Below are 23,056 nucleotides of genomic sequence, written 5' to 3'. Positions count from 1 at the left end.
GCGGGGTGGTGGGTGTACGGGGCACTCACCTCAACTCCGGAAGCCGACCGGATCATTCCGTGAGGATCTCGCGGAAGGCGCCGGGATCGCGAGGGTCGGCGGTGAAGTCGTAGCGCACGCCGCCGGGTGCCAGGGCCAGCAGGGTGACGGACCCCGAGCCGAAGGTCCGTCCGTCGGGCAGCTCGTGATGGACGATCATCGTGCGAGGGTCCTCGGAGGAGATGCCCGCTCCCGTGGCGAGTTCCCGCCACTCATCCCATGGACCGTCGAGCTTCGAGGGGCGGCCCGCCCCGGCGAACAGGGGGCGGAAGAACGCCACGCGCTCGTTCTCCTCACCGCGCTCCCATCCGCTGTTGACGATCATGTGGGTTCCCGGGGGAAGGTCGTCCCTCTTCAGGGTGATCCCGTCCCAGTGCCACAGCCGAGCCCCGCCGGGATCGGCGCGTAGCAGGTGGAAGGGGTCGTAGTGCCCGAGTTCGCCCTCCGTCGGCCGGTCTCCGGCGGCCGCCAGGAGAGCCAGGTCACCCCGTGAGCGGCGGGTCTCCTCCGGAGCGAGCACGCCGAGCCCGTTGAGGAGGGCGCCGACCCTCCGGGCCCCGGGGTCGACGGCCAGCCAGGTGCCGCCTCCCAGGAGATCGCACCCGCCGATCAGGCCGGGCCGGCTCTGTGGCCAGTGCCGGGCCGGGGGAACCCAGGGGCGGGCGGTGAACTCGTCGCGCACCCCGACCACGATCAGGGGGATCTCGGCGCTCGGATCGATACTGACGACAACCGTGCACATGCCCGGAGGCTACGCCCTCGCGGGAGGCGGGCTCGGACCGGGGTCACGCGCCCACGGGAAAGCCCACAGCAAGGCCACAGCAAGGCCGCGGTAGGGCCGCCGACAGGACAAGGGCGCGGGCGTCGCCGCGCGAGGGCGACAAGGCCTCTCAGATCGGCGGCCAGGGGATGGCGGGCCAGTCCTTGGAGGGCACGGGGTGCAGGCCGGTGTCGAGGAGCCTGCGGACCCGCGCCCAGGTGGCCTCGACCTCGTGGAGGGTGAGGAGCTCACGGAGGCGGCGGCCGAGGCGGCCCTGCTCCAGGTCGGCCTCAAGGCGGGTCAGGGCGTTCATCGCCTCGCGGGACAAGGGCTTGCCGCGCCACTGCCAGAGCACGGTGCGGAGCTTGTCCTCAGCGGAGAAGGAGACCCCGTGATCGACGCCGTAGACATGGCCGTCGGCGAGCGGCAGCAGGTGGCCTCCCTTCCGGTCGGCGTTGTTGACGACCGCGTCGAAGACGGCCATCCGCCGCAGGGAGGGCTGGCGGCTGCGGATCAGCACCATCAGGTCGATCTCGGGGTCGGTGTCGATCCACAGCTGACACATTCCCGGGCCGAAGGGGCCGTCGCGGTAGACGGTGGGCGGCACGATCCGCCAGCCGATCGCCGCGGAGACCTCGTAGGCGGCGACCTCGCGGGCGGCCAGGGTGCCGTCGGGAAAGTCCCAGAGGGGGCGTTCGCCCCGTACCGGCTTGTACACGCAGGCCGCCGCGAGCCCGCCGAGCCGGACCGAACAGTAGAGCGTCATGTTGGTCGCCTCGACCAGGCGGCCCGCCACATCCAGTTGGCCGTCACGGAGCAGACGCGTCGCGGTCTCGTCGTCCAGCCCCGCGGCCGGCGCCGCACTCAGCGTCGGCTCGCTCTCAGCACTCATTCGCCTCCTCCAGCAGATGAAGCGCTACTACCCCGGTAACCGTTGAGCCGCACACAGATATGCCCCTCGGCGTCGAGAGGCTGGGCGCAGAGCGGGCAGGGCGGTCGACCGGCGGCGACGAGGGCCATGGCCCGCTTGGTGAAGGCCCTCGCGGCGCCGGGACTGATGTGCACGCGCAGCACCGTGGGCTCGACGAGCGGGGACGGCTCGAACTCCTCATCCTCGGCGGTGGCCTCCTTGGCCTCGATGACCACCTGGGCGGCCTCGGAGTCCCAGGCCAGGGCCATGACACCGACGCGGAAGTCCTCGCTGATCGGCACATCGAGGGGGGCGTTGTCCGTCAACGCGGCCGGGGCGACGGCGGGGACGGCGGCACCGCCCTCACCTCGCCGCAACACCTCGTCGAGCAACTCGTCGAGACGATCGGCCAGCGCCGCGACCTGGAACTTCTCCAGCGCCACGGTGGTCAGCCTGCCCTGGCCTCGCGCCTGCAGGAAGAAGGCTCGTGAACCCGGTTGCCCCACGGCACCGGCCACGAACCTCTCGGGTGGATCGTAGTCGAAGACCGGCATAGCCTGACCCTACGTGGTTCCGGATCCGCCGCCGACTGCGGCATCGCTCCCGGTGGGATTTTCTCCCCCCTCCGCACCGTCCGAACCCTCCGGAAGGCGTAATCCGGCCACATCTCCGCCCAGGTCGTTGAGTCTGAGCACGAAGGGGCGCAAGGGGGTGTAGCGAATGGCGGTGAGCGACGCCGGATCGGCGGTTATCCGCTGGAACTGGTCCAGATGGAGCCCCATGGCGTCGGCCACGATGGCCTTGATCACATCTCCGTGGCTGCAGACGAGATAGACCGCCTTCGGGCCGAGGCGCTCGTTCCACTCCCTGACGGCCGCCACGGCGCGATGCTGGACGGCGGCCAGGGACTCTCCCCCGGGGAACGTCACCGCGCTCGGGTGGGCCTGCACGACCGGCCAGAGGGGATCCTTGGCGAGCTCGGCGATCGGGCGGCCCGTCCAGTCGCCGTAGCGGCACTCGCCGAAGCGCTCGTCGGTCAGCACCTCCGCCTCCCGTCGTCCCTCGGCGACCGCCTGCGCGGTCTCCTGGCAGCGTTCCAGCGGGCTGGAGACGATCGCGTCGAGTTCCAGCGAGGTGAGCCGTGCGGCGAGCGCCTCCGCCTGGGCCCGTCCCGCGTCGCTGAGGTGGACATCCGGGGTCCAGCCCGCGAGGACCGGGCCGGTGAGGTGGGTAAGGCCGTGTCTGGCCAGCAACAAGGTCGTCACGCGGGCAAGTCTTGCAGTCCTCGCTCCACTACTTTTAAGTGGCCGGGCGGTAATCTGGCCGGATCATGGAGCAGCGCTATGTGGGCCGGAGCGGCTTGTCGGTGTCCCGCCTGGGACTCGGGACGATGACGTGGGGACGTGACACCGGCGCCGAGGAGGCCGCGGCGCAGCTTCGCACGTTCGCCGAGGCCGGCGGCACGCTCATCGACACCGCCGACGTCTACACGGGCGGCGACGCCGAACGGCTGCTCGGGCGGCTGCTGCGCGACTCCGTGCCGCGTTCCGAGCTGGTGCTGTCCACCAAGGCCGTGCTCACCCCGACCGGGCGCAGGCCACGCGACGCCTCCAGGAAGCACCTGGTGGCCGCGATCGACGCCTCCCTGACCCGCCTGGGCGTGAACGAGGTCGACCTGTGGCAGCTGCACGCCTTCGATCCCGACGTCCCGCTGGAGGAGACCCTGGCGGCCGTGGACGCCATCGTGTCCTCGGGGCGGGCCGCGTACGCCGGGGTGTGCGACTACGCGGGATGGCAGCTGGCGACCGCGGCCGTGGGGCAGCGGGCGGTGCCCGGCAGGGTGCCGATCGTCGCCGCCCAGGTCGAGTACTCACTTCTGGCCAGGGAAGCCGAGCGCGAGCTGATCCCCGCCGCCGAGCACGTCGGCGCGGGGGTGCTCGCCTGGTCGCCTCTCGGGCGCGGAGTCCTCACCGGGAAGTACCGTACGGGCATCCCCGCCGACTCCCGGGCCGCGACCCCGCACTTCGCCGACTTCGTCACCCCCTACCTCGACGAGCGGTGCCGGCGGGTGGTGGAGTCGGTGGCGACCGCCGCCGACGGGCTCGGCGTCTCACCGCTGTCGGTGGCCCTGTCGTGGGTACGCGACCAGCCGGGGGTGTCCTCGGCCATCGTCGGCGCCCGCACCCACGCGCAGCTGTCCGGGGTCCTCCAGGCCGAGGATCTGACGCTGCCCGTGGAGATCAGGGAGGCACTCGACGACGTGTCCGCGGACTGAGGGAAGGGCCGGGACAAGGACGGTCCGCCGCGAGAACCGAACGAGAATTCGTCTCGCGTATCACTAGTCGATACCGAATGGAAACTTTCCGCGGAAAAAGCGGGCCTCCCTACAAAACTGTCAAACAGGTGGCGGGGGCACCCGGATGTCGGTGAGACGCCATGGCCGATGCCCGCCCCGGGGTGAAGGAGACGAGTGCGAGCTGCGATGGCGGCAGGCGTTCTGGCGCTGGCGCTGGGAGGTGGGGTCCCGGCGGCCGCGATCGCGCCCGTGAGCGCCGCACGGGCGAGCGCCGTCCCGCGCGTGGACGACTGTGATCACACAGGGCCGCTCGGCCCCGTGACCGGCGGAGTCTGCCGGGTCGTGGACGGCGTCACGAAAAAGGTCGAGGGCGGTGTGGGCGACGTCGTCCACGATCTGGAAAAAGGTGTCGACGACCTCGGAAGCCGTGTTGGGGACGCCGTCTCCCCGTCCTCCCGCGGAGACTCCGGCCGGAGTGACGCCGGGACGAACACCCCGGCACCGGCCGCCTCGGCGTCCAAGAGCCCACCGGACAGGCCGTCCACCGCGCAGGAGAAGAAGGAGCCCTCCGGTGACGCGCGGACGCCCCGGCCTCAGGGCACCGACGCCTGCCGGTCCGCGGCGGCCTCCACCGGCTGCGCGGAGACGTCGGCGACCACCTCTGCCGGGGAGCCCGACCAGGCCGCCTCGTCCAAGGTGTCACCGACCCCCACCCCTTCGGCGCCCCCCTCCCCGCCCCCTTCGGCGAGCCCTTCGCCGCACGAGGACGCCGCACCCGCGCGCAAGAGCCCGGTCCCCGCGCCGACCGACCGGGCGGTCCCCGAGACGGAGACGTTCTCCCCGGATGTCGGCAGGCCCACGACCGACGTGGGTGGGCCGATGGCTCCCAGGCCGTCACCCGTGGTCGACGCCGAGGCGCCCCGGGTGGAGCTGCTGTGGCCCGCCCCGGTGATGGAGAAACTCCAGCGGCAGATGCCCGGCGAGCGGCCGGTGAAGCCCAGCCGGTCGTCCGACACCGCGAGCACCGTGCTCAGCACCGCGGTGCTCGTCGCGGCGATCCTCGCGGTCCGCCTGCTGTACAGCAGGCGGAGGTTCAGGGAGTCGATACCGTTCGAGCCCGCCCCTCCGGGACGTCAGCGGGCGGCCTAGTCTTCGGCGTCTTCGGCGCCCTCGGCGTCCCGGCCCGCGCCGCTCACCTCGTCATGCCACGACGGAGCCGTACGCGGCCGGGCAGCGGTTCCCCGCCGTCCCGACGGCGGCACCGCCCCGGCCGGTCGTCGACCGCCGGGACGGAAAGCACTCAGCCTCCGATGGCGTGGACGCCGCCGTCGACGTGGACGATCTCACCGGTCGTGGCGGGGAACCAGTCGGACAGCAGGGCGACACACGCCTTGGCCGCCGGGATCGGGTCGTTGATGTCCCAGCCGATCGGGGCCTTGGCGGGCCAGCTCTCCTCGAACTCGACGAAGCCCGGGATGCTCTTGGCCGCCATGGTCCTGATCGGGCCCGCGGCGACGAGGTTGACCCGGATGCCCTGCTTGCCGAGATCGCGGGCCAGGTAGCGGGAACAGGACTCAAGCCCGGCCTTGGCCACGCCCATCCAGTCGTACACCGGCCATGCCTTGGTGGCGTCGAAGTCGAGACCGACGATCGCGCCGCCCTCCTTCATGAGCGGGAGCGCGGCCACCGCGAGCGACTTGAACGAGTACGTGGAGACCTGGACCGCGGTCGCCACGTCCTCCCAGGAGGTGTTCAGGAAGTTGCCGCCCAGGGCGGTCTGCGGCGCGAAGCCGATCGCGTGCACCACCCCGTCCAGGCCGCCGAGATGCTCGCCGACCCGCTCCGCCAGGGAGTCGAGGTGCTCGGGGTTGGTGACGTCGAGCTCCAGCACCGGAGGCGGCTCCGGCAGTCGCCTCGCGATCCGCTCGACCAGGCTGAGCCGGCCGAACCCGGTGAGCACGATCTGCGCGCCCTCCTCCTGGGCCAGCTTGGCCACCGAGAAGGCGATGGAGGCGTCGGTGAGCACCCCGGTGACGAGAAGCCGCTTGCCTTCGAGAATTCCCACGTCAGTGCCCCATTCCAAGGCCGCCGTCAACGGGGATGACGGCCCCCGTGATGTAGGCGGCGTCCTCGCCGGCCAGGAACCTGACCACGCGCGCTATCTCCTCCGGGGCGGCGTAGCGGCCCAGGGGAATGTTCTTACGGATCTGCTCCTGGTACGCCTCGTCCAGCTCGGCCGTCATGTCGGTCTCCACGAAACCGGGGGCGACCACGTTGACGGTGATGTTGCGCGAGCCCAGCTCCCTGGCGGCCGACCGGGCGAAGCCGATCATGCCGGCCTTGGAGGCGGCGTAGTTGCTCTGCCCCGCCGAGCCCAGCATGGCCACCACCGAGGAGATCAGCACGATGCGCCCGCGCTTGAGCCGCAGCATGCCGCGGGTGGCGCGCTTGGCGACCCGGTAGGAGCCGGTCAGGTTGGCGTCGATGACGTCGGTGAAGGTCTCCTCCTTCATCATCGGCAGCAGCGTGTCCCTGGTGATGCCCGCGTTGGCGACGAGCACCTCGACCGGGCCGTACTCGGCCTCGACCTTCGCGAAGGCGGCGTCCACGTCGGCCGTGCTGGTCACGTCGCAGCGTACGCCGAAGAGACCCTCGGGAGGCTGTCCGGAACGGTAGGTCACGGCGACGTCGTCGCCGGCCTGAGCGAGTTCGCGGGCGATCGCGAGGCCGATGCCGCGATTGCCGCCGGTTACGAGAACAGATCGAGCCATGGTCAGACGGTATCGGCTACCGGAGGGTAACCCTCTTGTCCGGGAAGGACAAGATCACAGGGTTAGGATCGTTGACATGCGCCAGATCGACTCCGACTTCCTCGCCCTGCCTCTGCGCCGGCTCGCGGACGCGGCCCTGCAGCGCGCCCGGGACCTGGGCGCCGAGCACGCCGACTTCCGGCTGGAGCGCGTCCGCGGGGAGACCCTGCGCCTCTCCGACGCGGCGCTGGAAGGCTCCATCGACGCCGACACCCTCGGCTACGCCGTACGGGTCGTCAAGGACGGCACCTGGGGCTTCGCCGGAGGCATCGAGCTCAGCCCCGAGGCGGCCGTCAAGGTCGCCGAGCAGGCGGTGGAGGTCGCGGTCGTCTCGGCGGCGGTCAACCGCGAGCCCGTCGAGCTGGCGCCGGAGGCGGTCCACTCCGACGTCACCTGGGTCTCCTCCTACCAGGTCGACCCGTTCGAGGTGCCGATGCGCGACAAGGCGGCGCTGCTCGCCGACTGGTCGGGCGCCCTGCTCCGAGATCCCGGGGTGGACCACGTCCAGGCGTCGCTGACACAGGTCAAGGAGCAGAAGTTCTACGCCGACACGGCCGGGACCTCCACGACGCAGCAGCGGGTGCGCGTCCATCCCCAGCTGAGGGCGACGCGGGTGCTGGACGGCCGCTTCGACTCGATGCGGACGCTCGCCCCGCCCGTCGGCCGGGGGTACGAATACCTCACCGGCACCGGCTGGGACTTTCCCAAGGAGCTGGCGCGCATCCCCGAGTTGCTGGAGGAGAAGCTTCGGGCGCCCTCCGTCGAGGCGGGACCGTACGACCTGGTGATCGACCCGTCGAACCTGTGGCTGACGATCCACGAGTCGGTCGGGCACGCCACCGAGCTCGACCGCGCCCTCGGCTACGAGGCGGCGTACGCGGGGACGAGTTTCGCCACCTTCGACCAGCTCGGCACGCTGGTGTACGGCTCGCAGCTGATGAACGTGACCGGTGACCGCACCGTCGAGCACGGCCTGTCCACGATCGGCTACGACGACGAGGGGGTGGCGACCAGGGAGTTCGACATCGTCTCCGACGGCATCCTGGTCGGCTACCAGCTCGACCGGAGGATGGCGCTGCTGAAGGGGCTGGGCGCTTCCAACGGCTGTGCCTTCGCAGCCTCCCCCGGCCACACCCCGATCCAGCGGATGGCCAACGTGTCGCTGCGGCCGGCGCCCGACGGCCCCACCACCGAGGAGCTGATCTCCGGCGTCGACCGGGGCATCTACGTGGTGGGCGACAAGAGCTGGTCCATCGACATGCAGCGCTACAACTTCCAGTTCACCGGTGAGCGGTTCTATCTGATCGAGAACGGCAGGCTCGCCGGGCAGCTGCGCGACGTCGCCTACCAGGCGACGACGACCGACTTCTGGCGCTCGATGGCGGCGGTCGGCGGGCCGCAGACGTACGTGCTGGGCGGGGCGTTCAACTGCGGCAAGGGGCAGCCTGGCCAGGTCGCCCCGGTCAGCCACGGTTGCCCGTCGGCGCTCTTCCGCGGCGTGCGCGTCCTCAACACCGTCCAGGAGAGTGGCAGTTGAGCACGCGCGGCGAGCGGACGGAAGACGGTGTCGGCCGTGCGGCCCGGCAGGAGAGGAGCGGAATGACTCCCCAGGAGATGATCGAGAGGGTTCTTGAGCTCTCCACGGCCGACGACAACGTCGTGATCGTGGAGGAGGGGTCGAGTGCCAACCTGCGCTTCGCGGGCAACACCCTCACCACCAACGGTGTGTCCCGCTCCTCGCAGCTGACCGTGATCTCCATCGTGGGCCGCGGTGTGGGCGTGGTGTCGCGGGCGGCGGTCCGCCCCGACGGGCTCGACGAGGTCGTGGCCGCCGCCGACCACGCCGCGGAGGACGCCCGGCCGTCCGAGGACGCCCGGCCGCTGCTGGAGGGCACCCGCTCCGCCGACTGGGACGCCCCCGCCGAGCCGACCTCGATCGGGGTGTTCGGCGCCTTCGCCCCCGCCCTGGGCGAGGCCTTCGCCACGGCCGAGGCGGGCGGGCGCAGGCTGTACGGGTTCGCCGAACACACCGTCACGACGACCTTCGTGGGCACCTCGACCGGCGCCCGGCTGCGGCACACCCAGCCCACCGGCCGCCTGGAGCTCAACGCCAAGTCCTCTGACATGCGGCGCTCGGCGTGGACCGGCGTGTCCACCCGCGACTTCTCCGACGTCGACGTGGCGGCCCTGGACGCCTCGCTCGCCCAGCGCCTGGAGTGGGCGAAGAACCGCGTCGAGTTGCCCGCGGGCCGGTACGAGACGTTGCTGCCTCCGACGGCCGTCGCCGACCTGATGACCTACCTGTACTGGACGGCCGGAGCGCGCGACGCGATGGAGGGCCGTACGGTCTTCTCCAGGGCCGGTGGCGGCACCCGCGTCGGCGACGTCCTCTCCGAGTCACCGATCCGCCTGTACAGCGACCCGTCGGCGCCGGGCGTCGAGTGCTCGCCGTTCGTGGTGGCGCACGCCTCCGGCCGGGAGAACTCGGTGTTCGACAACGGGCTGCCGCTCGCCGCCACCGACTGGATCTCCGACGGCAGGCTGGCCAACCTGCTGCAGACCCGGCACTCGGCCGAGCTGACCGGTCTGCCGGTGACCCCGGCCGTCGACAACCTGATCATGCGGGGACCCGAGGGCGGGCGGTCTCTGGAGGAGATGATCGCCTCCACCGAGCGCGGCCTGCTGCTCACCTGCCTGTGGTACATCCGCGAGGTCGACCCGCAGACGCTGCTGCTGACCGGCCTGACCCGCGACGGCGTCTACCTGGTGGAGAACGGCGAGGTCGTGGGCGAGGTGAACAACTTCCGCTTCAACGAGAGCCCGGTGGACCTGCTCCGCCGCCTCAGCGAGATCGGCGCCTCCGAGCAGACCCTGCCGCGCGAGTGGAGCGACTACTTCAACCGCGCGATCATGCCTCCGATCCGGGTGCCCGACTTCAACATGTCGACGGTGAGCCAGGCCAGCTAGGTCCGGCTCCCCCTCCCCGCACCTTCCCGTACCGGGCGGGCCGTTCAGCGCTGGACGAGCGGGACGGTGTGCACCGTGTCCCAACGCCGGCCCGCCACCACGCGGGCGGTGGCGTCGGTGAGGTCGTAGACGACCGACCAGCGGGTGTGGGCCTGGGCCACCTTCCGGAGCAGGCCCATCGCGTCGCGCCAGTCGCGGGCGGCGGGCAGTCCCTCGGCGAGCGCGCGGTAGCGGGGGTCGGCCCGGCGCTGGGCGGTGGAGGTGCCGGTCATGCCGAAGTTGGTGAGCATACGGTCGTCGATCACGTTGAGCCTGCCCCCGGCGTACTCCACGACGGCCGATCTGCCCGCCGCGTCGGCGATGAGGTAGTGGACCTGCGGCCCGATCGTGAAGTCGACGTCGTAACGACGCATGATCGCCAACGCCTCGTCCACGGTCGCCGCCTTGTCGAGCATGATCCTGATGACGCGCACGCTGCCGACGTCGGGGCGGTCGGGAGAAGCCGGGGGCAGCCCGCCCTCGGGCGACGTGGCCATGCCGATGGCCAGGCCCTTCTCGTTCACCCCGTCGAAGGGGGCGAGCACCGCGTGGGCCATCCTGCGGCGGGCGGGCGCGGCGGACAGGTCCGGCGGGGTGGAGCCTCCGATCAGATGGAACAGGTCGACGACGGAGACCGAGGCGTAGCCGTCGGGCGGGTCGGCGTGCACGATCAGCGCCGGGTTGGGGTCCCAGTCGAAGTTTCTGCCGAACAGCGGCCGGTCGCCGCCGAGGGCGAACAGCGAGCAGGCCCAGCCGTCGGCGCGTCCCGCCAACTCCTCCTCCCCGAGGGGGGCCTCGCGGTCGTACGAGCCGTGGAAGGTCATCTCGTACAGCGGTAGATCGTCGATCCTGCGGAGGCTGTCTATCGTCCGCGCGACGTCTGTGGCGCTCTGGCGCAGCAGCGGTTCCCCTTCCGCCTCGGCCCGCTGTCCGGCGTCAGTGGCGGCGGGAGTGCTCGGTGGGACGGCTCCGCCGGCGGCGGGCGTGCCGCCCTTCGGGACGGCGCAGCCGGTGGGGAGGATCAGCGCGACGGCCAGCGCGGCACGTACCGCCGCCCGCGCGGCCCGAGTCTCCCTCATTCACGCAGTCTGCGTCACTCGGCAGCCGCCGTACAGGCTCAGTCGTCCTCCAGGCGGAACCCGATCTTCATGCCGACCTGGAAGTGGGCGATCTCCCCCTCCTCGATGTGCCCCCTGATCTCGGTCACCTCGAACCAGTCGAGGTGGCGCAGGGTCCGGGAGGCCCGGCGGACCCCATTGCGTACGGCGGCCTCGATGCTCTCCCCCGAAGTGCCGACTATCTCGGTCACCCGGTACGTTCGATCTGTCATCCTCTGCTTCTTCCCGGAAAGCCATGGTTACATGACCGTTCGCACCCAGCCGATATGAGGCCTAGATTGGGAATCGTGAAGGGATGGCGCAGACGTCCGGTGGTTCATCAGGTGACGGACGCCCAACCCTCGTTGAGCGCCGACATCGGCAGGCGCGAGAGGAGTTACTTCATCAAGATGGGGATCCGGCTGATCTGCCTGGTCCTCGCCTTCACGGTGCCCGCTCCGATGCCCGTCCGGCTGCTGCTCTTCGCCGGGGCGATCTTTTTACCATACGTTGCCGTGATCGGGGCCAATGGGCCGCCGCGCGGGGTCCCGCATGCCCCTGACGTGGAAGATTCCGGACAAAACCAGATTCCACGCCACCGACGCGAGATCGGGTCGTGACTAAGTCTTGACGCACTCCAAGGGTAGTAGGTGTACGCTTTAGCCAAGTGCCCTGGTCCCCCGTCGGGGCACTGTTGCCGGCGTTCCGGGCCCCCGTCGGAACGCCGATGAAGCGACGCCGGGTGGTTTGCCCCCGTAACCACCCGGCGTCGCCCTTTTCTCAGACTTTAACAACGAAGCGCCTTTTCTTTGGCGCTATTTGTCACCCAGTGTCTCCGTTGTCGCCTGCCCCCAGCTGCGCGCCAGCGCGGTCAGTCTCTCCACGACGTCCGGCGGCGCCGTACCCGCCCCCTGGGCCACCCCGAGCAGATAGGCCGTGAGCGGCGCGGCCGGCCGGGCCACCCCGTGGGCGACCTCCCTGGTCAGATCCAGCACCTCGTCGCGGTCCACCGTCGCGGGGTCGATGCCCAGTTCCTGGCAGACCAGCGCGGTCCATTCCTTCAGCACGTTCAACTCTCGCTCCTCGTCCGCGGTCGCGTCCATCCCATGCCGTCGTCGCTCTCGCGGCCGTCACCGGAATCCGCGCCTCCGCCGAGGCCCGGCTCCGCCGTCCGGGCACGCTGTAGATCGTCCATGGTGTCGCAATCGAACCACGGCTGCCCGGGGAGGTGAACCGTGACCGGGCGGAGCGGGGCGAGCAGCCCGTGCAACGACCGCCCCTCGTAGCGATCGAGCGCCCGCGCCAGGCTCCGCGTGTGCCACACCCCGGCGAGCCACTGCTCGCGCCCGCCGTCGTCGACGAGCACGGCCCCCGGCCCGCTCGTCCCCGCGGCACCCGCCCCTGCGGCGTCCAGCAGCATCCGCACGTGCTCGCCGGTCAGGAACGGAAGATCGGCGGCGAGCAGCACCACCCATGGCGCGTTCACCTCGGCCAGGCCGGCTCGCAGCGCCGGGACCGGGCCGCCACCGGGCGGGTCCTCACGCCGGAAGATCGCGTGTGGCAGTCCGGGGCGAGGTGGCCCGACGACGATCAGCCGTCCCGCGCCGGGCACGGCGGCGGCCACCGACTCGACCAGCGGGCGGCCGGAGACGCGCAGGCCCGGCTTGTCCCGGCCGCCGAGCCTTCGCGCGAGACCGCCCGCCAGGATGCAGGCGTCGTGACGGGCGGTCATCGGACACCTCCGGGTCTTCTGGCGGGGACCTCAGCCGCCGATGGCGGACATCGGGCGGGACGGCTGCAGGAAGGTCGGATCGTCGATGCCGTGACCGGCCTTCTTGATCCGGACCGCGGATCGCCAGCGCTCGGCGATCTCGTCGTCACCGGCACCCGCGCGCATCGCGGCCCTCAGGTCGGACTCGTCGGTGGCGAACAGGCAGTTGCGGATCTGACCGTCGGCGGTGAGCCGTACCCGGTCGCACGCACCGCAGAACGGACGGGTGACCGAGCCGATCACCCCTACCCTGGCCGGGCCGCCCTCGACGAGGAACAACTCGGCCGGGGCGCTGCCGCGCTCCGCCGAGTCGGCGTCGGTGAGGGCGACATCGGCCTTGAGCGTGGCGAGGATCTCATCAGCCGTGATCATGTTCTCCCTGCGCCAGCCGTGCTGGGCGTCGAGCGGCATCTGCTCGATGAACCGGAGCTCGTAGCCCCGCTCCAGGCAGTAGCGCAGCAGCGGCACGGCCTCGTGGTCGTTGATCCCGCGCATCAGCACCGCGTTCACCTTGACCGGTCGCAGCCCGGCGGCGTCGGCCGCCTCCAGCCCTTCGAGGACGTCGGACAGGCGGTCGCGGTGGGCGAGCCTCTTGAAGGTCTCGCGGTCGAGGGTGTCGAGGGAGACGTTGACCCGGTGCAGACCCGCGCCGGCCAGGGAGGCGGCCAGCCGGCTCAGCCCGATCCCGTTGGTGGTGAGCGAGACCTGCGGGGCGGGGTCGAGTGCGGTGGTGCGGGCCACGATGTCGACCAGCTCGCGGCGGAGCAGCGGCTCGCCACCGGTGTAGCGGACCTCGGTGATGCCGAGTCGCTCCACCCCGATGGTGACCAGCCTGACGATCTCGTCGGCGGTCAGCAGGTCGGGTTTCTGCAGCCATTCGAGGCCCTCGGGTGGCATGCAGTAGGAACAGCGCAGGTTGCATCGGTCGGTGAGAGACACCCGCAGATCGGTCGCCACACGCCCGAAGGAATCCTGCAACACCGGACGCCACCTCTCAGTCGCTCACCTGCTGGAACAGGGGACCAGCCTACGGCCGCTCCCCTCCCCGCCCTCATTGGGCCTCTTTGTCCCAACATCACCATGTGACAGTTGATTCCTGGCGTACTGGCCTTGCAAGCCCCGCTCTGGGGCCCACTCCCGTCATCAGCCCTTGATGCAGACCAGTTGCCGCAGGTGGGCGACGACCTCGACCAGGTCGGCCTGCGCCGCCATGACCGACCGGATGTCCTTGTACGCACCGGGAATCTCGTCGATCACCCCGGTGTCCTTGCGACACTCGACACCGGCGGTCTGCTCCTTGAAGTCGGCCAGCGTGAAGGTCTTCTTCGCCTTGCTCCGGCTCATCCGGCGACCCGCGCCGTGTGAGGCCGAGTTGAACGCGGCGGTGTTCCCCAGCCCTTTCACGATGTAGGTGCCGGTCGCCATCGAACCGGGAATGATGCCGAACTCTCCGGATCCCGCGCGGATCGCGCCCTTACGGGTAACGAGGACGTCCACACCGTCGTAGCGCTCCTCCGCCACGTAGTTGTGGTGGCAGGAGATGGGCTGCTCGAAGGTGATGCCCGCCAGATGGCGCCGGAGCACATCGCAGACCAAGGCCATCATGACCGCGCGGTTGCGCCGCGCGTAGTCCTGCGCCCAGAACAGGTCACGCCGGTAGGCGTCCATCTGCGGGGTGCCCCCGACGAACACCGCCAGGTTCCGGTCGGGCAGATCCCGGTTGTGCGGCAGGTGCTGGGCCTGGCCGATGTGGTACTCGGCCAGCTCCTTGCCGATGTTGCGCGACCCGGAGTGCAGCACCACCCAGACCGTACCCTCGTCATCGGCGCACACCTCCAGGAAGTGGTTGCCCCCGCCCAGGGTGCCCATCTGCACCTCGGCACGATCCCGCTTCGCGTGCACCGCCGGAGCCAGCGTGTCGAAGTCCTTCCAGAATCCCGTCCAGTCGGCGGTCTTGAACCCGTGCAACCTGGTGGGGTCGACCGGCCGTTTGTGGTGCCCGAACCCGACGGGGATCGCCTGCTCCAGCTTCGAACGCAGGGAGGCCAGGTCGTCGGGAAGGCTCTCCACCTTGAACGAGGTCCTCACCGCGGTCATCCCGCACCCGATGTCGACCCCGACCGCCGCAGGCGAGACCGCGTCGCGCATCGCGATGACCGACCCCACGGTCGCGCCCATCCCGTGATGCACGTCCGGCATCACCGCGACCCCTTGCACCCACGGCAGATTCGCCACGTTGCGCAACTGCTGCATCACGTTCGGCTCGACCTCGGCCGGGTCGGCCCACATGCGGATCGGCGCACGCCCGCCCATCACCTCGTTGTACGACATCTCCACATCGCCTCCTCCCGGTCACATCCCGAACGTGATCAATAAGGCCAGAAAGACCGACCACCCCGCAACTCAATAATCACCGAGGTACCCCCGGGAGGAGGCAGATCGCCTCCGTCACCGATCGGGACCGGACGGCCGCGCCCGCCGGCCCCGATCGGTGACGGGGACGGCGGGACGCGCCCGGGGGGTCAGAGTCCGAGCTTGGGCAGTTCGTCGCTGGTGAAGGTGAGTTTCACGACCGGGGAGGTCTCGTCGCTCATGAAGGCGTAGAAATCGAGGTCCCAGAAGGGGTTGGGAGACTCACCGGGAACGGCGTCCTTCACCCCCTGGACGCCCGGTGTGCCGCTCTTGTGGCGGGCGTACCACTGGTCGACGAAGAAGCAGTCGGACCCGTAGGACTTGATATCGCCCACATCGCCCTCACCGCGTCCCACGACGACGTAGGCATGCCCGGCGCCCCCTGTGGTGTCGCGGAAGTTGATCAGTTCCACTTTGACGCCCGAGCCGAGAAGCTTGGGCTGGTCCGCGAGCATCCCGATGACGCAGCAGGCGAAGAGCGTGCAGTTGGCACTGGCGAGTCCGCGATAGTTGGCCCGCCCGGTCGCGACGTACTTGCTCTTGATCTTCTCGCGCGCCTCGGCGAACGTGGACTGGGTCACCGGCCCGCCGAGTCCCGCCTCCCTGCCGATCGCCGGCAGGCGCACGGGCTTGAGGTCGGAGAACTGCTGGCCGTCGGGAATGATTTCTGGAACGTTCCCACCACCGGCCGAGACCTCCAGCTTCTTGATGACGACATCGTCGTCCAGCAGCTGCGGCCAGGGGTTCCACAGCTTGGCCGTGCTCATCTTCGTCTTGCCGATCGCCGCCTGCACGGCCGCCATCCGCGCCTGCTTGGGGGTCAGGTGCATGGATTGACTCATGGTGATCTCCCGGTTACTTTTCGGAGGAATCACGACACTTCCACCACATTTTTCCGGCGGCAATGAGATGGCCGCATGTGGCCAGGAGAATGGCGTCGGCAAGGATCCGGGCAGACTCCCCCGGCCGCGGGCACGCGTTTTCCGGCAGAAGCTCCGAAGAGGCGGCGTGCCCGCCGGTTCCGGCACTACATGCGATAGTCCCAGTCGAGCAGGCCCGCGCGCAGGTCGGCGACGAGGCCGCGGACATAGTCGAGTTCGGCCCCGAGCACGACCCGCTGATACTCGGACTCCACCAGGAAGACACGGGGCAGGAATCTCCCCCCCTCGGTCAGGTCCGCCTCCAGCTCCGACAGTCGCGCCCGCAGAGAGGTCAGGCGCTCCTCGAGCGCGGCGCGGACCTCCTCGGGCGGCAGCACGAGCATGAAGGCGAGCGCGGCGGGGAACTCGGGAAACTCCCGGGCCCGCTCGGAGAGCATCGTCCGCATCCACCGCCGCAGCGTGTCGCGGCCCGCGTCGGTGGGCTCGTAGACGGTCCGCTCCGGGCGGTTCTCCTCGCGCGAGGTCTCGCGGACCACGATGAGCCCGTCGCGCAGCAGCCGGTCGATGGTCTGGTACACGCTGTTGCGCTGCGCCACGTTGACCACGTCGTCCTTGTGCCGCTCCCTGATCAGACGCTGCATCTGGTACGCGTGCATCGGCGCCTCGACGACCAGGGAGAGCAACGCCATGGCCAGGGGAGATCGCCTCGTAGACATGGCGAACATCGTAGGGGGCGCCATCCAATAGTTATTCTATGTATAGTCATTTTATGACTAAGAAAGCATTGATCATCGGCGGGGGCATCGCGGGGCCGGTGACGGCGATGGCCCTGCGGCGTGCCGGGGTGGACTCCGAGGTCTTTGAGGCCTACGACCGCGGATCGGAAGGCGTGGGCGTCTTCCTCACACTCGCGGTCAACGGGATCGAGGCCCTGCGCCTCCTCGACCTGCACGACCTCGTCCGCGACCTGGGCATGGACTCCTCGCGGATGCTGATGCTCAACGGCCGAGGCAGGCCGCTCGCCTCCACCCGGCAGCCCAGCCGGACGCTGAGGCGCGCCGACCTCTACCTGGCGCTGCGCGACGAGGCCGTACGGCGCGGCGTGCGGATCCACTACGGCAAGCGCCTCACCGACACCTCGGTCACCGCGGACGGGGTACGGGCGGTCTTCGCCGACGGAGGCACGGCCGAGGGCGACCTGCTCGTCGGCGCCGACGGCCTCCGCTCGCGCACCCGCACCGTCATCGACCCCGGCGCACCTCGCGCCCGGCACGTCGGACTGCTGAACACGGGCGGCTTCGCGGACGGCGTCGAGGTACCGGGCGAACCGGGAACGAACCACTTCATCTTCGGCAGGCGTGCCTTCTTCGGCTACCTTCTCCACCCGGACGGGCAGGTGTGGTGGTTCGCCAACCCCCCGAGCCCCGTTGAGCCCACCGCCGAGGAACTCGCGGCGCTCACCCCCGGGCGCTGGCGCGCCATGCTGATGGAGTTGTTCAGGGACGACACCGGGCCGATGCTCGACATCATCGGCGCGACGGACGACATTCCGGCCGGCTGGAACACCTACGATCTCCCGACCGTGCCGAAGTGGTTCAACGAACGCATGGTGATCCTGGGCGACGCCGCGCACGCGGCCTCACCCTCGTCGGGCCAGGGGGCGTCCATGGCGATCGAGGACGCGGTGGTGCTGGCGAAGTGCCTGCGTGACATCCCCGCCACTCCTGAGGCGTTCGCCGCCTTCGAGAGACTGCGGCGGGCCAGGGTGGAACGGATCGTGGCGCACGGCAAACGCAACGGAAGCGGCAAGGCGCCGGGAGCCGTCGGCGCCTTTCTCCGCGACCTCACGCTCCCCGCCATCATGCGGCAGGTGGACAGGAGGAACGCGCTGGCCTGGATACACGACTACCGGATCTCCTGGGACGACCCGGTGTCCGCGCCACCGGCGACGACTCGCTGAACCGCGAGGGGGACGGTCTCCTCGGCCGGACCGCTTCGGGGACGGACCAGGACGCGAGCCCGCCGGGAGCCGACGAGCCGGATGAGAGCCGGGTGCGGGCCGGTCAGAGTGCGGTGATGGCGGTGCCGCGCGCGAGCAGCAGGACGACGTCGACCGCGGCGACGGCGATCGCCGCGGCGAAGGGAACACGTGAAGAGCCCCGGCCCAGTGCCAGCCCTCCGGCGGTGAAGGCCCCCGCCACGGCCAGGGCGGCCCAGCCGCCCACGCCCGGAGGGCCCGGGGGCCCCAGCACGAGCAGGACCGTCGCGGCCAGCAGGGGCACCGGGATCAGAACGCGGACGCGAGCGACGCCGAGTCTCTGCGGCCAGCCTCTCACCCCGGCGACGAGGTCCGCGGGGATGTCGGGCAGCACGTTGGCCAGGTGCGCTCCGCAGCCGAGCAGCGCGGCGGCCGTCACCGCCCACCAGGCGGGCCACGGATGTCCCGGCAGGCCCAGGGTCACGAACCCCGGCAGCGAGCCGAACCCCACCGCGTACGGCAACCAGGACAGCGCGGTCGCCTTGAGCCCGAGGTCGTAGGCCCACGCCGCGGCGACGCCGACCAGGTGGACGACGCCGGCGGCGGGCCCTGAGGCGAGGGAGAGCGGCACGCAGAGCACCAGCGCCGCGATGGCGGCGACCCACACGGTACGGACGCTCACCGCACCGGAGGCGACCGGCTTGCCGGTGCGGTGCGCGGCGGCGTCCCGCGCCGCGTCGACCGCGTCGTTGCACCAGCCGATCGAGAGTTGCCCCGTCAACACGGCCGCCGCCACCAGGACGCACCCGGCCGCGTCGCGCCCGCTCGCGACGGCCAGCGCGGTCACCAGGACGGTGACCGCGACGGTCGGCCCCGGGTGACAGGCCAGCGACAACCCCCGTACGGCCCGGAGCAACGGCCGGGTACCCAGGCGCGATGGACCGCTCGTCGTCACCCGTCGATCGTAGGCGGGAATCTCACGAAGCCCGAACGCGACTCCCTGCCGTACCTGAGCGCTTTGAAAAACGGGCACAGAGGACTTCGTGACGCATGCAGTACACAACAGGTGGGCAAGAGGGAGGTGTCCGCTGTTCGCGAGCCGGGGGTCAATAAATGACGCGAATCATCGCTGTCCGCGGTGCGCTCCCGCCGAACCGCCACTCCCAGTCAGAGATCACCGACGCGTTCGCGCGAGCGTGCCTTCCCGAGGGGGCCAGCCGACGGCTGCTCGACAGGCTGCACGCCTCCGCGCGGGTGGAGGCACGGCACCTGACGCTGCCGCTCGAACGGTACGCCAAGCTGGACGGCTTCGGTGCGGCCAACGACGCGTTCGTGGAGACGGCCGTGGAACTCGGTGCCGAGGCGGTGGGCGGGGCGCTGGAGGACGCGGGGGCCGCTCCCGAGGACGTGGACATGATTCTCTTCACCTCGGTGACCGGTGTCGCGGCGCCCTCGGTGGACGCCCGGCTGGCCGGACGGCTCGGGCTGCGCCCGGACGTCAAGCGGATGCCGGTCTTCGGCCTGGGCTGTGTCGCGGGAGCCGCGGGTGTCGCCCGCCTCCACGACTATCTGCGCGGCTGGCCGGACCACCTGGCGGTGCTGCTCTCGGTCGAGCTGTGCTCCCTCACCCTGCAGCGCGGTGACGACTCCGTCGCCAACATGGTCGCGAGCGCCCTGTTCGGCGACGGGGCGACGGCCGTGGTGGCCTGCGGAGACGGGTGGCGGCCACGGCGTTCCGGGCCGTCCGCGACCTCCCGCGCCACCGGGGCGGGCGGCGCGTCCGCGACGACGCGGCCCGCCGGGCCCGCCGGGTCATCTCCGCCGAACAGCGCACCCGCCCCGCACCACAGGCTCCCCCTGTCCAGCCCTTCCATCCCGTCGGCGTCCTCGGGATCCGTCTCGGGATTCGTGAGGTCCTCCCCCGTGACGCACCGGCTGCTCCCCGAGCCCGCCGGTTCGTACGGAGTTCCCGAGGCGCCGGTCGCGATGGCGGGACCGACGGTGGTGGCCTCGCGCAGCCACCTGTATCCCGATTCCGAGCACGTGATGGGCTGGCACGTCGGCGACACCGGCTTTCGGGTGGTGCTCGACGCGAGCGTCCCCGACGTGGTGCGCGCCTATCTGGCGGACGACGTGCACGGCTTCCTGCGCGACCACGGCCTGCGGGTCGAGGACGTGACGGCGTGGGTCTGTCACCCGGGCGGCCCGAAGGTCCTGGAGGCGGTGGCGGAGACGCTGCGGCTTCCCGAGGACGCGCTGGACCTCACCTGGCGCTCGCTCGCCGCGATCGGGAACCTGTCCTCGTCCTCCGTCCTGCACGTCCTGCGGGATACGCTCGCCCTGCGGCCACCGCCGCCGGGCACGCCGGGGCTTCTCCTCGCGATGGGGCCCGGCTTCTGCTCAGAACTCGTACTGCTGCGCTGGTAGGAGCCCGATGTCCTGGCATCTGTCGTCCTGGTATCCACTGCTCGTGCTGCTCGTCGGCCTGGAGCGCGTCGCCGAACTGGTCGTCGCCCGCCGCAACGCGCGCTGGAGCATGGCGCGCGGCGGGGTGATGTCCGGGCAGGGACACTACCCGTGGATGGTCGTCCTGCACACCGGCCTGCTCGCCGGATGCCTGTTGGAGGCGGGCCTCGCCGACCGGCCCTTCGTGCCCGCGCTCGGCTGGCCGATGGTCGTCCTGGTGGTCGCGGCGCAGGGCCTGCGCTGGTGGTGCATCACCTCCCTGGGCCCGCAGTGGAACACCCAGGTCATCGTCGTGCCCGGCCTGACGCTCGTGGAGCGCGGCCCCTACCGGCTGCGGTGGCTGCGCCATCCCAACTACGTCGCGGTCGCCGTCGAGGGCGCCGCGCTGCCACTGGTGCACAGCGCGTGGGTCACCGCGCTGGTGTTCACCGTGCTCAACGCCGCGCTGATGGTGGTGCGAATCCGCTGCGAGAACGACGCCCTGGCCTCACTCGCCGCGGCGCCACCCGTCACGACGTCGTCCACCGCGCCGGCCACCGTACCGTCCACCGGGGCGGTGACCCGGCCGTCGAAGGACGCGCCGGTCACCGACGCTCCGCCGGGCGCCGGCGGGACACCGGCGTGATCGACGTCCTGATCGCGGGCGGAGGCCCGGCCGGTCTCGCCACCGCCATCCACGCCGCCATGGCGGGGATGGAGGCGGTCGTCGTCGAGCCCCGCGCCGTCCCGGTGGACAAGGCGTGCGGTGAGGGGCTGATGCCCAGCGGGACCGCCGCCCTGGGATCGCTGGGAGTTCGGGTCGAGGGCAGGCCGCTGCGCGGCATCCGCTACCTGGACCGGCGGCACGAGGTGGAGGCGGCGTTCCGCGACGGGTCCGGCCTGGGCGTGCGGCGGACCGCGCTGCACGCCGCTCTGGCCCTGCGTGCGCGGGAGCTGGGCGTGCAGGTCGTGCCCGGCAAGGTGGACGGCGTACGGCAGGACGGCGACGGGGTCGAGGCCGCGGGCCTGCGTGCCCGATGGCTGGTGGCCGCGGACGGCCTGCACTCCCCGTTGCGCGCCCTGCTCGGGCTGGAGCTGCCGGGACGCGGGCCACGCAGGTACGGGCTGCGGCGGCACTACCCGGTCGCGCCGTGGACGGACTTCGTCGAGGTCCACTGGGCGGCGGACGGCGAGGCGTACGTGACACCGGTGGGCGAGAACCTGGTGGGCGTCGCCGTGCTGAGCTCGCGGCGGCGCGGCTACCCGGAGCACCTGGCGGACTTTCCCGCACTTCTGGAACGGCTGCGGGGACCGGCGGCGACCCCGGTGCGCGGGGCCGGGCCGCTACGCCAGCGGGTACGCGCCCGGGTGGCCGGGCGGGTGCTGCTCGTCGGCGACGCGGCCGGCTACGTCGACGCGCTCACCGGGGAGGGGGTGTCGCTCGCGCTGACGTCCGCGCGGTTGCTGGTGGACTGCCTGCGGGCCGGCACCCCCGGATCGTACGAGGCCGCCTGGTTGCGGCTGTCCCGGCGCCACCGGCTGCTCACCGGGGCGCTGGTGGGCACCCGCAGGTACCGGACGGCGGGACGGCTCATCGTCCCGGCCGCCCGGCGGATGCCCTCCCTGTTCGGTGCGGCGGTGCACGCCCTGGCCTGACCCTCACCGGTGCGGCGCGTACGGGAGAACCCCTAGCGCGAGACCTGGTGGACGATGCCCAGCCTCGGGGCGTAGTGGTTCGTGCCCTGGAAGCGGATCCGCCATTCACCACCCGTGCGATCGCCCACGGCCCTGGTGAAATGTCCCCGGGAGTCGGTCGTGGCACCGGCCACCTTCTTCCACTGGGCCTTCTCCCCCGGCCGGTGCAGGATCTCCACGGGCTGGCCGGGGAAGGGCGCGTAGTCGAGGTCCCCCTGGGGATCGACCCTGTTCAGCACGCCCGTCACCCGCACGCCCGAACCCTCTCTGACGGCCTCGACCCCGCCGAACCTGGTCAGGCGTTTCAGCAGGAAGCCCGCGTGCCCGGTCACCTCGGCGCCGTCCGCGCCTTTGGCGGTCACCGAGACCGTCCAGGGTCCCGCCGGGTACCAGCGGTTCAGGCTCCTCTCCGGGGCGAACCGCCAGGTCTCCCAGCCCGTTCCCGGACGGGAGCCGCCCTCTTGGCTCGTCGCCCCGGCCGCGCCGGGGGCGAGGCGGGCGGAGGAGGCCGGGCCGGGCACCGGACCGGGCGCGAGGGCAGGGCCCCGGCCGGGCCCCGGCCGCGCAGGCGTCCCCGGGCGGGACGCGGTGACGGGGAAGGAGGTGTGCGCCGAGGCGGGAGGCGCGCCGGGCTCGACCTTGATCCTCACCCCCTCGGGGCCGGTGACCCCCCGGGCCACCACCTCTATCACCATGCGCACGGAGTCGGCGGGCCCGACCACCGGGGTCGCGGGGCGCAGGGTCACCGAGCGGATCGTCAGGTCCTCGACGGCCGCGGCCGGGGCTCCCACCGGTACCGGCAGGGTCGCTGCTCCGGCCGCCAGGGAGGCGAGAAGAACTCTCATCGTCATGATCAGGACGCTAGGAGGCCGCCGGTAACAAGCAGGTAGAGGACACACGCCCCGTTGGGCAAAGCGGGGACCGGCCGCCGTGACCGTTTTCCGGCAGGGCCCCGC

General features: G+C 71.3%; 25 protein-coding genes. 9 read left to right on the top strand and 16 right to left on the bottom strand.

Annotated features, from left to right (window positions below; all coding sequences use genetic code 11):
- Positions 1–52: 52 nt before the first annotated feature.
- From ACFY3D_RS25555 to ACFY3D_RS25540, 4 genes are all read right to left on the bottom strand, one after another.
- Positions 53–781 (bottom strand): NRDE family protein, encoded by a 729-nt coding sequence (locus ACFY3D_RS25555; RefSeq protein ID WP_362922687.1) that lies wholly within the window; start codon positions 779–781, stop codon positions 53–55.
- A 148-nt stretch (positions 782–929) separates the two neighbouring features.
- Positions 930–1,691, bottom strand: a complete 762-nt coding sequence (locus ACFY3D_RS25550; RefSeq protein WP_350947681.1) for an SCO1664 family protein — start codon at positions 1,689–1,691, stop codon at positions 930–932.
- The gene (locus ACFY3D_RS25545) at positions 1,688–2,263 is read right to left on the bottom strand and encodes a DUF3090 domain-containing protein (protein ID WP_350947682.1); all 576 of its coding nucleotides are present in this window, start codon (positions 2,261–2,263) and stop codon (positions 1,688–1,690) included. The genes ACFY3D_RS25550 and ACFY3D_RS25545 overlap by 4 nt, the downstream gene beginning before the upstream one ends.
- Positions 2,264–2,272: 9 nt before the next feature.
- Positions 2,273–2,974, bottom strand: a complete 702-nt coding sequence (locus tag ACFY3D_RS25540; protein WP_389983446.1) for a histidine phosphatase family protein — start codon at positions 2,972–2,974, stop codon at positions 2,273–2,275.
- Between the two features lie 65 nt (positions 2,975–3,039).
- On the opposite strand from ACFY3D_RS25540, the gene ACFY3D_RS25535 reads away from it, so the two are divergent.
- Positions 3,040–3,984, top strand: a complete 945-nt coding sequence (locus ACFY3D_RS25535; RefSeq protein ID WP_389983443.1) for an aldo/keto reductase — start codon at positions 3,040–3,042, stop codon at positions 3,982–3,984.
- A gap of 195 nt (positions 3,985–4,179) precedes the next feature.
- Positions 4,180–5,154: a hypothetical protein gene (locus ACFY3D_RS25530; RefSeq protein ID WP_389983440.1), complete on the top strand. Its 975-nt coding sequence runs from the start codon at positions 4,180–4,182 to the stop codon at positions 5,152–5,154.
- Positions 5,155–5,305: 151 nt separating this feature from the next.
- Here the strand turns inward: ACFY3D_RS25530 and fabI are convergent, their stop codons facing one another.
- A complete protein-coding gene (gene fabI / locus ACFY3D_RS25525) occupies positions 5,306–6,070 on the bottom strand; it encodes an enoyl-ACP reductase FabI (protein WP_350947686.1) in 765 nt (254 codons plus the stop codon).
- A gap of 1 nt (position 6,071) precedes the next feature.
- Positions 6,072–6,776: a beta-ketoacyl-ACP reductase gene (locus tag ACFY3D_RS25520; protein ID WP_350947687.1), complete on the bottom strand. Its 705-nt coding sequence runs from the start codon at positions 6,774–6,776 to the stop codon at positions 6,072–6,074.
- A 76-nt stretch (positions 6,777–6,852) separates the two neighbouring features.
- Between ACFY3D_RS25520 and ACFY3D_RS25515 the strand changes: the two genes are divergently transcribed.
- On the top strand, positions 6,853–8,352 hold the full coding sequence (locus tag ACFY3D_RS25515; RefSeq protein WP_389983437.1) for a TldD/PmbA family protein: 1,500 nt from the start codon (positions 6,853–6,855) through the stop codon (positions 8,350–8,352).
- A gap of 62 nt (positions 8,353–8,414) precedes the next feature.
- On the top strand, positions 8,415–9,782 hold the full coding sequence (locus tag ACFY3D_RS25510) for a metallopeptidase TldD-related protein (RefSeq protein ID WP_389983434.1): 1,368 nt from the start codon (positions 8,415–8,417) through the stop codon (positions 9,780–9,782).
- 44 nt (positions 9,783–9,826) lie between these two features.
- Here the strand turns inward: ACFY3D_RS25510 and ACFY3D_RS25505 are convergent, their stop codons facing one another.
- Positions 9,827–10,900, bottom strand: a complete 1,074-nt coding sequence (locus ACFY3D_RS25505; RefSeq protein ID WP_389983431.1) for a linear amide C-N hydrolase — start codon at positions 10,898–10,900, stop codon at positions 9,827–9,829.
- A gap of 38 nt (positions 10,901–10,938) precedes the next feature.
- The gene (locus ACFY3D_RS25500) at positions 10,939–11,151 is read right to left on the bottom strand and encodes a dodecin (RefSeq protein WP_350947691.1); all 213 of its coding nucleotides are present in this window, start codon (positions 11,149–11,151) and stop codon (positions 10,939–10,941) included.
- 75 nt (positions 11,152–11,226) lie between these two features.
- Here ACFY3D_RS25500 and ACFY3D_RS25495 point away from each other — a divergent pair, with 75 nt between their 5' ends.
- Positions 11,227–11,538 (top strand): DUF3099 domain-containing protein, encoded by a 312-nt coding sequence (locus tag ACFY3D_RS25495; protein ID WP_362897280.1) that lies wholly within the window; start codon positions 11,227–11,229, stop codon positions 11,536–11,538.
- A gap of 195 nt (positions 11,539–11,733) precedes the next feature.
- Here ACFY3D_RS25495 and ACFY3D_RS25490 read toward each other — a convergent pair whose 3' ends face one another.
- From ACFY3D_RS25490 to ACFY3D_RS25465, 6 genes are all read right to left on the bottom strand, one after another.
- Positions 11,734–11,985: a DUF6457 domain-containing protein gene (locus ACFY3D_RS25490; protein WP_389983677.1), complete on the bottom strand. Its 252-nt coding sequence runs from the start codon at positions 11,983–11,985 to the stop codon at positions 11,734–11,736.
- Positions 11,986–11,987: 2 nt separating this feature from the next.
- A complete protein-coding gene (locus ACFY3D_RS25485) occupies positions 11,988–12,650 on the bottom strand; it encodes a molybdenum cofactor guanylyltransferase (protein ID WP_389983428.1) in 663 nt (220 codons plus the stop codon).
- Positions 12,651–12,680: 30 nt separating this feature from the next.
- Entirely contained in the window at positions 12,681–13,670 is a 990-nt protein-coding gene (gene moaA, locus ACFY3D_RS25480) for a GTP 3',8-cyclase MoaA (RefSeq protein WP_362897282.1), read from the bottom strand.
- Between the two features lie 162 nt (positions 13,671–13,832).
- Positions 13,833–15,020, bottom strand: coding sequence for an RtcB family protein (locus ACFY3D_RS25475; RefSeq protein WP_389983425.1), 1,188 nt, complete (start codon positions 15,018–15,020; stop codon positions 13,833–13,835).
- 191 nt (positions 15,021–15,211) lie between these two features.
- Positions 15,212–15,943: a hypothetical protein gene (locus ACFY3D_RS25470; RefSeq protein ID WP_389983422.1), complete on the bottom strand. Its 732-nt coding sequence runs from the start codon at positions 15,941–15,943 to the stop codon at positions 15,212–15,214.
- A gap of 185 nt (positions 15,944–16,128) precedes the next feature.
- Positions 16,129–16,698, bottom strand: a complete 570-nt coding sequence (locus ACFY3D_RS25465) for a helix-turn-helix transcriptional regulator (RefSeq protein WP_389983419.1) — start codon at positions 16,696–16,698, stop codon at positions 16,129–16,131.
- A gap of 53 nt (positions 16,699–16,751) precedes the next feature.
- Between ACFY3D_RS25465 and ACFY3D_RS25460 the strand changes: the two genes are divergently transcribed.
- Complete coding sequence (locus tag ACFY3D_RS25460; protein ID WP_389983416.1) at positions 16,752–17,942, top strand: FAD-dependent oxidoreductase; 1,191 nt, start codon at positions 16,752–16,754, stop codon at positions 17,940–17,942.
- Positions 17,943–18,045: 103 nt separating this feature from the next.
- Here the strand turns inward: ACFY3D_RS25460 and ACFY3D_RS25455 are convergent, their stop codons facing one another.
- A complete protein-coding gene (locus tag ACFY3D_RS25455) occupies positions 18,046–18,915 on the bottom strand; it encodes a UbiA family prenyltransferase (RefSeq protein WP_389983413.1) in 870 nt (289 codons plus the stop codon).
- A gap of 158 nt (positions 18,916–19,073) precedes the next feature.
- Here ACFY3D_RS25455 and ACFY3D_RS25450 point away from each other — a divergent pair, with 158 nt between their 5' ends.
- The 3 genes from ACFY3D_RS25450 to ACFY3D_RS25440 are packed head-to-tail and all read left to right on the top strand — an operon-like array spanning position 19,074 to position 22,061.
- Positions 19,074–20,387: a type III polyketide synthase gene (locus tag ACFY3D_RS25450; RefSeq protein ID WP_389983410.1), complete on the top strand. Its 1,314-nt coding sequence runs from the start codon at positions 19,074–19,076 to the stop codon at positions 20,385–20,387.
- 7 nt (positions 20,388–20,394) lie between these two features.
- Positions 20,395–21,051, top strand: coding sequence for an isoprenylcysteine carboxyl methyltransferase family protein (locus ACFY3D_RS25445; RefSeq protein ID WP_389983408.1), 657 nt, complete (start codon positions 20,395–20,397; stop codon positions 21,049–21,051).
- Positions 21,048–22,061: an NAD(P)/FAD-dependent oxidoreductase gene (locus ACFY3D_RS25440; RefSeq protein WP_350947703.1), complete on the top strand. Its 1,014-nt coding sequence runs from the start codon at positions 21,048–21,050 to the stop codon at positions 22,059–22,061. The genes ACFY3D_RS25445 and ACFY3D_RS25440 overlap by 4 nt, the downstream gene beginning before the upstream one ends.
- A 32-nt stretch (positions 22,062–22,093) precedes the next feature.
- Here the strand turns inward: ACFY3D_RS25440 and ACFY3D_RS25435 are convergent, their stop codons facing one another.
- The gene (locus ACFY3D_RS25435) at positions 22,094–22,951 is read right to left on the bottom strand and encodes a hypothetical protein (protein ID WP_389983404.1); all 858 of its coding nucleotides are present in this window, start codon (positions 22,949–22,951) and stop codon (positions 22,094–22,096) included.
- Positions 22,952–23,056 lie beyond the last annotated feature (105 nt).

The organism is Streptosporangium sp. NPDC000509 (assembly GCF_042898365.1).
GTDB lineage: Bacteria > Actinomycetota > Actinomycetes > Streptosporangiales > Streptosporangiaceae > Streptosporangium.
Note: the sequence above shows the minus strand (reverse complement) of the source record. Positions and strands in the feature narration are given on the sequence as shown.

Coding starts and splice junctions, on each gene's coding strand:
- ACFY3D_RS25555 (WP_362922687.1), bottom strand. CDS start 781: ATGTGCACGGTTGTCGTCAGTATCGATCCGAGCGCCGAGATCCCCCTG.
- ACFY3D_RS25550 (WP_350947681.1), bottom strand. CDS start 1,691: ATGAGTGCTGAGAGCGAGCCGACGCTGAGTGCGGCGCCGGCCGCGGGG.
- ACFY3D_RS25545 (WP_350947682.1), bottom strand. CDS start 2,263: ATGCCGGTCTTCGACTACGATCCACCCGAGAGGTTCGTGGCCGGTGCC.
- ACFY3D_RS25535 (WP_389983443.1), top strand. CDS start 3,040: ATGGAGCAGCGCTATGTGGGCCGGAGCGGCTTGTCGGTGTCCCGCCTG.
- ACFY3D_RS25520 (WP_350947687.1), bottom strand. CDS start 6,776: ATGGCTCGATCTGTTCTCGTAACCGGCGGCAATCGCGGCATCGGCCTC.
- ACFY3D_RS25515 (WP_389983437.1), top strand. CDS start 6,853: ATGCGCCAGATCGACTCCGACTTCCTCGCCCTGCCTCTGCGCCGGCTC.
- ACFY3D_RS25510 (WP_389983434.1), top strand. CDS start 8,415: ATGACTCCCCAGGAGATGATCGAGAGGGTTCTTGAGCTCTCCACGGCC.
- ACFY3D_RS25505 (WP_389983431.1), bottom strand. CDS start 10,900: ATGAGGGAGACTCGGGCCGCGCGGGCGGCGGTACGTGCCGCGCTGGCC.
- ACFY3D_RS25500 (WP_350947691.1), bottom strand. CDS start 11,151: ATGACAGATCGAACGTACCGGGTGACCGAGATAGTCGGCACTTCGGGG.
- ACFY3D_RS25485 (WP_389983428.1), bottom strand. CDS start 12,650: ATGACCGCCCGTCACGACGCCTGCATCCTGGCGGGCGGTCTCGCGCGA.
- ACFY3D_RS25475 (WP_389983425.1), bottom strand. CDS start 15,020: ATGTCGTACAACGAGGTGATGGGCGGGCGTGCGCCGATCCGCATGTGG.
- ACFY3D_RS25470 (WP_389983422.1), bottom strand. CDS start 15,943: ATGAGTCAATCCATGCACCTGACCCCCAAGCAGGCGCGGATGGCGGCC.
- ACFY3D_RS25465 (WP_389983419.1), bottom strand. CDS start 16,698: ATGTCTACGAGGCGATCTCCCCTGGCCATGGCGTTGCTCTCCCTGGTC.
- ACFY3D_RS25460 (WP_389983416.1), top strand. CDS start 16,752: ATGACTAAGAAAGCATTGATCATCGGCGGGGGCATCGCGGGGCCGGTG.
- ACFY3D_RS25450 (WP_389983410.1), top strand. CDS start 19,074: ATGACGCGAATCATCGCTGTCCGCGGTGCGCTCCCGCCGAACCGCCAC.
- ACFY3D_RS25445 (WP_389983408.1), top strand. CDS start 20,395: ATGTCCTGGCATCTGTCGTCCTGGTATCCACTGCTCGTGCTGCTCGTC.
- ACFY3D_RS25435 (WP_389983404.1), bottom strand. CDS start 22,951: ATGACGATGAGAGTTCTTCTCGCCTCCCTGGCGGCCGGAGCAGCGACC.